The organism is Mesorhizobium sp. M8A.F.Ca.ET.208.01.1.1 (genome assembly GCF_004791315.1).
Taxonomy (GTDB): Bacteria; Pseudomonadota; Alphaproteobacteria; order Rhizobiales; family Rhizobiaceae; genus Mesorhizobium.
In genome coordinates this window covers 1-441 of the sequence record NZ_SRUT01000055.1, presented here as the reverse complement: position 1 = coordinate 441, position 441 = coordinate 1, and the positions used below count along the sequence as shown (strand labels likewise).

Genomic DNA, 441 nt, shown 5'->3' with positions numbered 1-441 from the left:
ATCGCTGGGCGCGATCCAGATCGAAGTCGGCCAGGACGTCAGTGACATGGCGGTAGCGATCCGCCAGGTGGCGCCGAAGGCTCGCATCGAGATCGGCTCCATCAACGGCAAGATCCGGCTTTCCGGCCACGTCAAGGATGCTGCAACGCTGGCGTCCATCGTCGAGGTCACCCAGCAATATGGTCCAGACGCGATCATTAACGCCGTCACTATCGACGACAGCGAGCAGGTCAATCTGTCCGTCCGCATCCTGGAAGCCAAGCGCAATGCTGGCCGAGATCTTGGGGTGTCGTTCAGAAGCACGAATAGCAGGGGCACGACTCGAACCGGTACGGGCGATGCGGCAGTCGATAAGGACAATGTGGTGCTCGGCCCAGGAGATATCCTCTCTGGCCTTTTGTCGAACACTAGCCCATTTGCAGCGCTGATAACGAGGGTAAT

The 441-nt window shown here is 59.2% G+C and carries 1 pseudogene; it reads left to right on the top strand.

Annotated features, from left to right (window positions below):
- Positions 1-441 (top strand): annotated as a pseudogene (locus EN851_RS34250) (type II and III secretion system protein family protein); the annotation flags it as partial.